5 protein-coding genes and 1 tRNA gene are annotated in these 6,981 nt (G+C 72.9%); 3 read left to right on the forward strand and 3 right to left on the reverse strand.

Annotation, left to right across the window (positions count from 1 at the left end):
- Nucleotides 1-872 precede the first annotated feature (872 nt).
- Nucleotides 873-1,295 carry a DUF6344 domain-containing protein gene (locus tag ACFWI4_RS40925; RefSeq protein WP_387206787.1) on the reverse strand — a complete coding sequence of 141 codons (423 nt, stop codon included), beginning with the start codon at nt 1,293-1,295 and terminating at the stop codon, nt 873-875.
- 327 nt (nt 1,296-1,622) lie between these two features.
- On the opposite strand from ACFWI4_RS40925, the gene ACFWI4_RS40930 reads away from it, so the two are divergent.
- Both ACFWI4_RS40930 and ACFWI4_RS40935 read left to right on the forward strand, forming a co-directional pair.
- Nucleotides 1,623-1,751, forward strand: a complete 129-nt coding sequence (locus ACFWI4_RS40930) for a DLW-39 family protein (RefSeq protein WP_003999697.1) — start codon at nt 1,623-1,625, stop codon at nt 1,749-1,751.
- Nucleotides 1,752-1,971: 220 nt separating this feature from the next.
- Entirely contained in the window at nt 1,972-3,498 is a 1,527-nt protein-coding gene (locus tag ACFWI4_RS40935) for a hypothetical protein (protein ID WP_387206789.1), read from the forward strand.
- A gap of 66 nt (nt 3,499-3,564) precedes the next feature.
- Here the strand turns inward: ACFWI4_RS40935 and ACFWI4_RS40940 are convergent, their stop codons facing one another.
- Together ACFWI4_RS40940 and ACFWI4_RS40945 are read right to left on the reverse strand one after the other, a co-directional pair.
- Nucleotides 3,565-5,574: a protein kinase gene (locus tag ACFWI4_RS40940; RefSeq protein ID WP_387206790.1), complete on the reverse strand. Its 2,010-nt coding sequence runs from the start codon at nt 5,572-5,574 to the stop codon at nt 3,565-3,567.
- 126 nt (nt 5,575-5,700) lie between these two features.
- A complete protein-coding gene (locus tag ACFWI4_RS40945; protein WP_037614940.1) occupies nt 5,701-6,249 on the reverse strand; it encodes a transcriptional regulator in 549 nt (182 codons plus the stop codon).
- Between the two features lie 181 nt (nt 6,250-6,430).
- Between ACFWI4_RS40945 and ACFWI4_RS40950 the strand changes: the two genes are divergently transcribed.
- Nucleotides 6,431-6,503 (forward strand) — tRNA-Ala (locus ACFWI4_RS40950).
- Nucleotides 6,504-6,981 lie beyond the last annotated feature (478 nt).

Below are 6,981 nucleotides of genomic sequence, written 5' to 3' on the forward strand. Positions count from 1 at the left end.
CTTTCGAGCCGCCGGGCCTTTTCCCTGGGTGCTTTGTACGCAAGTTCGCCGCTACTTCAGGGGGCTGTGCTGTGAGGGGCGGGTATCCGTGGCCGGGTGGCCGGGTGGCCGGGTGGCCGGGTGGCCGGGTGGCCGGGTGGCCGGGGCCGGGGGCCGGTTCTCCGTACGGCTGCCGTGAGGGCCGTGGAGGGGCCGGAGCCGGGATGGCCCGGGGTGGCCGGGAACGGTGCGGAGCGGGGGGCGTCCGGAGGCTGTGGGGCCAAGGAGGGGCTGTGGACCGCGGGTTCGTGGACGGGCCGGTGGATACGGTCCAAGGACGGTTCGGGAGCTCCGGGTTCGAGAGCGGTCCGGGCCGCGGGGCGGTGCAGGGACGGTGGTCCCGTGCCGTTCGCCAGTCGCCAGTCGCCAGTCGCCAGTCGCCCGTCGTCCGTTCCGGCGTACCGGCGTGCCGTACCCGTGTTCCGTACGGTGCTTCCCGCCTGCCGTGGCGTCCGCCACGGTGGGTTTCCCGGTCCTGTTCCTGTTCCTGTTCTCGCGTCCGTCCGACATCGGCCGGGGTCGGTCCGGTGCCTGTCCGCTGTCTGGCCCGTGCGTGATCCGTTGCCTGATCCTGCGCGTGACCGGTGCTCAGGCCCCACGTGTGTCCGGGGGCCGGTGTTCCGCGTCTGTCCGGTGCCGCGTTCCGCGTGTGCCGCGGTGTCGGGTCCCGCGTCTGTCCGGTGCCGCGTTCGGCATCCGGTCGGTGTCGGGTCCCGCGTCTGGTCGGTGTGGCCGTGTGGCCCTCTGGCCGTGAAGCCATGAAGCCATGAAGCCGTGAGGCCGGCTGCCGGGGGATCGACGCCTGTCCTGGCGTCCTGTCCGGCGGGGCCCGCTCAGCGCTGGAGCTGCGCCACGGGTGTGAGGGCCCCCAGGGCCTCTGTGCCGGGCGTCACGAAGGTCTCGGGGCCGGAACAGGCGTCGGGTTCCGCGAGGCCCTCCGGAGCGCCGGGAGCGGCGAGATCGGCCGTGCCGTCCTCCGCCGGTACACGCTGGCGGCAGCTCGGCGAGGAGCCGTGCGCCTCGGCGCGGATGCGTTGCTTCATCGTGGGGGGCAGTGCCCGGTCGGACGGCCTGGTCCAGGAGGCCGGGGCCGGGGCGATCGCCGCGGCGGCCACCGAGGCCTCGGTGTTGCGGGCCGGGCCGGCCTGCGGTACCGCGGCGGCCGCGGCGGTGGTGACGAGTCCGAGCGTCGTGCACAGCGCCAGGAAGGCGGTGACGATCGCGCTCCACAGCTTCATGACCTTGTTCTGGGTCACGGCCCCTCACTTTCGGGTCGGGCGATTTGCGTACTTTCCTCATGATGTGTATGCGGGCCGCAAAGTGGTGGACCTGAATCCGTGGCGCGGTGATGTTCAGATGAACACCACCCGGATGGTCGCAAGTGACCGGAGAAGTCCATGGGTGAACGGAAAAGTCACAGTCTGTGACGTGTGATCACCGTGAGATCGGAGCGGTGACATCCCGGGCTACCGCCGGGCGCGGGGCCGCAGTTGAGGGCCGATCCAGGTCACCGATCGATATCGGTCGGTGTGTATAGTCGGGCGCCAGAAGTCCCCTACGTCAACGAAGGACGAGGTCGCGCGGTGAAGAAGCTTCTCCTGGTCGCACTGGCCGCCATCGGCGGGCTCCTCGTGTACCGCCAGATCCAGGCGGATCGCGCCGAGCAGGATCTGTGGACGGAGGCGACCGACTCCGTGCCCACGGGTTCGTGAGGATCGACAACAGTCTCGGAGCAGACCCCGGCCGCCTCGCGGTCGGGGTTTTGTGTTTCCCGGACCCTTCCGGTTCGCGCGAGCAAGCGGACCGGCGGGGCCGGCGCGGATGACCGGAGTTCCGCCGTTTCGTTTCGGACGCTCCCTCCGATAGCCCGGGTGCCACGGTGGCCGACGGGGCAGGATGGGCCGCCAGGGCTACGACGGGGGGTGGCGCGTGATGGGGCGGCGCAGGCAGGGCCGGCGGGCGAGGCCGTGGCACGACCGGATGTTCACGGTCCCGGTGGCGGCCGCCGCGGCGGCGCTGTGCGTGACCCTCCTCCCCGCGGGCCGGGCCACAGCCCTGCCGAGGACCGAGGCCGCGAGGACCACGGCGGCGGCCGACGGTACGCCCGCGCCGTACGCCTTCGCCCGGGACGCCGTCCCCGTCGAGGGCGCGACGGACACGACCGACTCCGCACTCCTGCGGCCGGGACGGACGTACAAGAGCTCCGTCGGAGTCGCGGGAAGGGACGGCAGGCTGTATTACCGGCTCGAACTGGACGCGGTCTCCGACGTCTACGTCTCCGCCACCGCCGTCCCCCGGTCCGGTGCGACGGTCTCCTACTCGGACGGCCTCAAGGTCTCCCTCCAGGACGCCGACGGCCGCAACTGCTCCTTCACCGGCACCGTCCACTTCGGTGCCACCCAGAGCCCGCACCCCATCACCTCCTGGGCGGCCCGCGAGACGAGCGGTGAGCAGTACGCCTGCCAGACGGCGGGGACGTACTACGCGGTCGTCGAACGCACCGGGGCGGGCGGGGCGACGAGCGGTACGGGAGGCCCGTCCGGCACGGAGCCTTCCGCTTCCCGGCCCTGGGACCTGGAACTCGGCTATGCGTCGGAGCCCGCCCTGAGGAAGGCCTCCGGCCCGACGAACGCTCCCGAGGCCTGGAACTCCGCGTCGCCCGAGGCGCTCGTGGGAGAGGCGGTCCGGCGCCCCGGCGGCGCCGGATTCGGCGGGGCCGCCCGGCTCGGCCAGGGCGTCTGGAAGGACGGCATCAGACCGGGCCAGACCCTCTTCTACAAGGTGCCGGTCGACTGGGGACAGCAGATCTACGCGACCGCCGACCTGGGCAGCGCGAGCGGCGGGCAGGGCTCGGTCGGCACCGCCCTGGTCATGTCCCTCTACAACCCGGTGCGGGGCTTCGTCGACGACGTCGGCTCCGGGTACGACGGCCGCCAGCGCTCCGTCGCGCTCGACCCCCTGCCTCCCGTCGCCTACGAGAACCGCTACGCCCTCAACGACCGGGTGAGCGGGATGCGGTTCGCGGGTTCCTACTATCTCGTCGTCCACCTCGCCGGGCAGGTCGCCGACCGGTTCGGCGAGGGGCCGTTCGGGCTGACCCTGCGGGTGCGGGTGGCCGGAACGGCGCGGCCGGGACCCGTCTACGCGGGGACCCCGGCGCCCCGTGACCTGTTCGCCGTTCCGGCGGGCGGTCCCGACGCGGCAGGCGACCGGGCGACGGACGGAGCGGCGGGCACCGGGAACAGCGGCGGTGACGGCCGTAGTGGCGTGATGAAGCTGGTCGCCGCGGGCGGCATCGGCGCCGGAACCCTGCTGACGCTGGCACTCGTCCTGTGGACCGTGATCGCGCGCCGCCGCGCGGCCCGGGCGGCCGGGCCGGCCCCGGAGGAAGCGGACACGGCCTCGGCGCCGCCGCGGGCGCCGGCGCCCTGGGAACACGGCGCGGCGCGGGGCAGGTAGTACGCCCTTCGCCCTCCCGGGTTCGGACCGGGCTCGGACCGGGTTCGGACTTGGCTCGGACCGGGTTCAGACCTGGCTCAGTGCCCAGAATCCCACCGCGAAACAGGCCAGGGCGAGCAGCAGCACCGGTACGGCGACCGCGGCGGGCGGCCCCGGGCGGGGCCGCGCGCGCCTTCTCCGGTGTCCCGGAACGGCGGCGCTCGCGGGCGGAAGCTGTACGGAGCGAGCGGTGTAGGAAGCGGTCGGGGTGTAGGTGTGCTGCGGCATCGCGGCGGGCGGGAGCGGGGACCGCTGGAGCGGGGACGCGTACACGGGCAGCGGTGTCGTCGGGGGAGTCGGCGTCGGAGTGGGCGTCGGGTCGAAGGGCGGCGGCCCGAACGGCGGGGAGGCCTGCGGGGGGAGCGGGACCGCGGTGGGGGGAGTGGCCGGCTGCGGGTCGGGCCGTGACCCCGGTTGTTGCGGGGCCGGAGAGGACGCGGACCGGTCGCCGGAATGTCCGGGCTGCGGCTGTCGCCGGGGATCGGCGGTCGCGGGACGCGGCGGAGGCAGATGGAAGCTTCCGGTGTCCGACATCGAAGGCGGCCGGGGAGCGGGCTCCCCGGGGGTCTCGTCCGGTGCGGCGGGAGACCGGCCGTCCTCGGTCGCGGGCCGGGCCTGTACGTCGCCCGGGGCGGCCGGCGGGCCTGCGTGCTCCCGGCCCGGGACGGCCGACGCCGCGGCGCCACCCGGTCGGGCCGGTGTGCCGGCCTCGGCGGTCATCGGCTCCCCGGCCTCCCGGGCGGAAGCCTGCTCCGCCCCGGCGGCACGGGCCACCGGCACCGCACCCCCGGTACCCGTACCGGGACGCCCGTCGCCGTCCTCTTCTCCCGCGTCCGTCGAGCCCGTACGGGACCCGGTGTCCCCCGGAGCGCTCCGCGACTCCCCTTGCGGGCGCGGTTCGTCCGGAACCGGACCGACGGGCTCGGAGCCGGTCCCCTCGTCCTGACCGGCCGGGGAAGCCGGGGCGGGGAGCACACCGGAGCCCCCGGACCCGGACCCGGCCCCGGAGTCGAGGGAGTTGTCGGGGTCGAGGGAGTTGCCGGAGCCGAAGGACCCGGAGCTCGGGTCGGAGCCGATGTCCGGAGCCGCGGCCGTCGTGTCCGCGAGTCCGCGGGAGGACAGGGTCCGTGCCCCCTCGGACGAGGCGGCTCCCGGTCCCAGCGGTCCCGTGGGGCCGAACCCCTCGGGCAGCGGCCCGAGTTGGTCGAAGACCTCGATCAGCTCGTCGTCGGGCCCGGGCTCGGGCAGCAGCTCGACGGCCGCGGCGAGCGCCTTGCGCGCCCCGGTGGCGGTCCGGAAGCGGGCGTGCGGATCCGGCTGGAGGAGCGTCGCCAGGACCTGCCACAGCGGCTCGGGTATGCCCCGTGGCGCGGACGGTGTGCCGTGCTCGGCGAAGTACTCGATCAGCGCCTTGGCGTCGGGCTTGGAGCCTTCCAGGAGGTACAGGGCGACCAGGCCGACGGCGAACAGGTCGGCGGGGAAGTCGGGTTCGGATCCCAGCATCTGCTCGGGCGCGAAGTAACCCGGCGTCCCCACCACGTAGTTGGTCTCGGTGAGCCGCGGTTCGCCCAGCCGCATGGCGATGCCGAAGTCGGACAGACGCAGCCGCGGCCGGCCCGTGCCGGTCGCTTCGAGCAGCACGTTGGCGGGCTTGATGTCACGGTGGACCACCCCCTCCGCGTGCACGGCGGCCAGCCCCGCGAGGAGCTGGTCGGTCAGGACGCAGACGAAGGACGGGGGCAACGGGCCGTAGTCGTTGACCAGATGGACCAGGGAGCCCCCGGCGACCAGGTCCATCGTGAACAGGACCTTGTCGTCGTCGGCGGCCCAGCTGGCGGGAGCGAGCACATGGGGGTGGTCGATCCGCAGCGCCTGTTCCCGCACGAACCGCAGCAGGGCGTGCGCGTCGCTCTGCTGGAGCACCTTGGCGGCCACATAGCGGCGCCGCCGGTGGTCCCAGGCGCGCCACACCGCACCGACTCCCCCGCGCCCGATCGGGTCGACCAGCTCGTACCGGCCTGCGAAGACCTCACCCATGGTCGTACGTCGCTCCCCTTCGGCGATCGGTCCGGAGACCTCTTCCGAGGTGCCCGGCTGCATGACCGGCGGCGGCCGGAAGGCGTCACCCGCTCCGGCGCCGGGCGGTCGGCGGCCGGGCTCGGCTCAGCTCTGGTGGGACTGGTAGTGCGCGACCGCGTCGGACGTACGGCCGGCACCGTAGACCCGGAGGAACTCTGCCAGTTCGGGGTGGGTCGGGGCGAGGGTGTCCGCCGCGTCGATGATGTCCCCGGCGGCCGCCACCGAACGCAGCAGGGACTGGATCTCGCGGACCACCCGCTTGACCGTCGGCGCTCCCGAACTGGTCGTGGACTGCGTGGTGTTGCTCAGCACCGATCCCCCCTGGGACTTCTTGATCTCGTCCATCCGCTCGGTCGCCTCCGCGGCGCTGACGCTTCCGTCGGCGACCTGCCCCGCCAGGTCCTGGAGAAGCTGGACGCGCTGGACGACGGCAGGATTGCCGATCTTGGCACGCTGACCGCTCATCAGCTGCGACAACATGGGCGCGGACAGGCCCAGTACCCCGGCGAGACGCGCCTGGTTGAGCCCCAGATCCTCTATGAGCCTACGGAAGAGCGCCCCCAGCGGCTCCCCGTACCAGTTCCGCTGAAGCTCCCGGGCTCTCGCGGTTGCTTCCTGCTGTGCGGCGTCCATTGCGTCTCCCCATCGCTTCCCCAAGTACCGCGGTTCGCGACAGCGAACCACGTCGAGCATCTTACGGAGAGTGGTCGTCCACGGGGACCCCCAATATTTTGCGAGATCCCCTGGGTGACCCGGTACTCTGGTCTGCGGCGCCCGTCGACAGATGGTTCCTGTGGTCGGACGCTCCTCTTACGGGGCCTTAGCTCAGTTGGTAGAGCGCTGTCTTTGCATGGCAGATGTCAGGGGTTCGACTCCCCTAGGCTCCACAACACCGAACCGGCCAGACGCCCACAGCGGCGACTGGCCGGTTTTCTCATGCCTTCGTGCCCGCCCGCGCTCCCCCTGGCGGGACGGCCGGCGGGAGGCGGGACGCTCTCGGGGCGGACGGGACGGGCGTGGAGGCACTCCAGTGACGTGGGTCACAGGAGGGAATTTGCAGTCGTTGCAGTTCTTTGCGCAAACGGCTTCACGGGCGCGTGTCCCGTGGTCCCGCCGCGCGGAGGGCGGGCGCGATGCCGGAGGCGCGACGGTGCTGCCAGGACCCTTGTGCGAGCTGCCACAGCGACCGGCGGGTGATCGGTTCGACGCATTCCGTCAACAACATCTCCATGGAGACTGCACGCGGGAGGCGTTGCAAACGTCATCGTGAACCCCACGGGTAAATCCTCCGGGGCGTGTTCACGGTCCAGCGATGTTCCACGTGAAACATCGCCGCGGGGGGGGGGGGCCGCCAGAATACAGCGC

The organism is Streptomyces sp. NPDC127038 (assembly GCF_042725875.1).
In the GTDB taxonomy this organism is placed as follows: Bacteria; Actinomycetota; Actinomycetes; order Streptomycetales; family Streptomycetaceae; genus Streptomyces.

Bases quoted from the DNA above. Each gene is read 5' to 3' on its own strand.
- ACFWI4_RS40935 (WP_387206789.1), top strand. From the start codon at position 1,972: ATGGGGCGGCGCAGGCAGGGCCGGCGGGCGAGGCCGTGGCACGACCGG.
- ACFWI4_RS40940 (WP_387206790.1), bottom strand. From the start codon at position 5,574: ATGGGTGAGGTCTTCGCAGGCCGGTACGAGCTGGTCGACCCGATCGGG.
- ACFWI4_RS40945 (WP_037614940.1), bottom strand. From the start codon at position 6,249: ATGGACGCCGCACAGCAGGAAGCAACCGCGAGAGCCCGGGAGCTTCAG.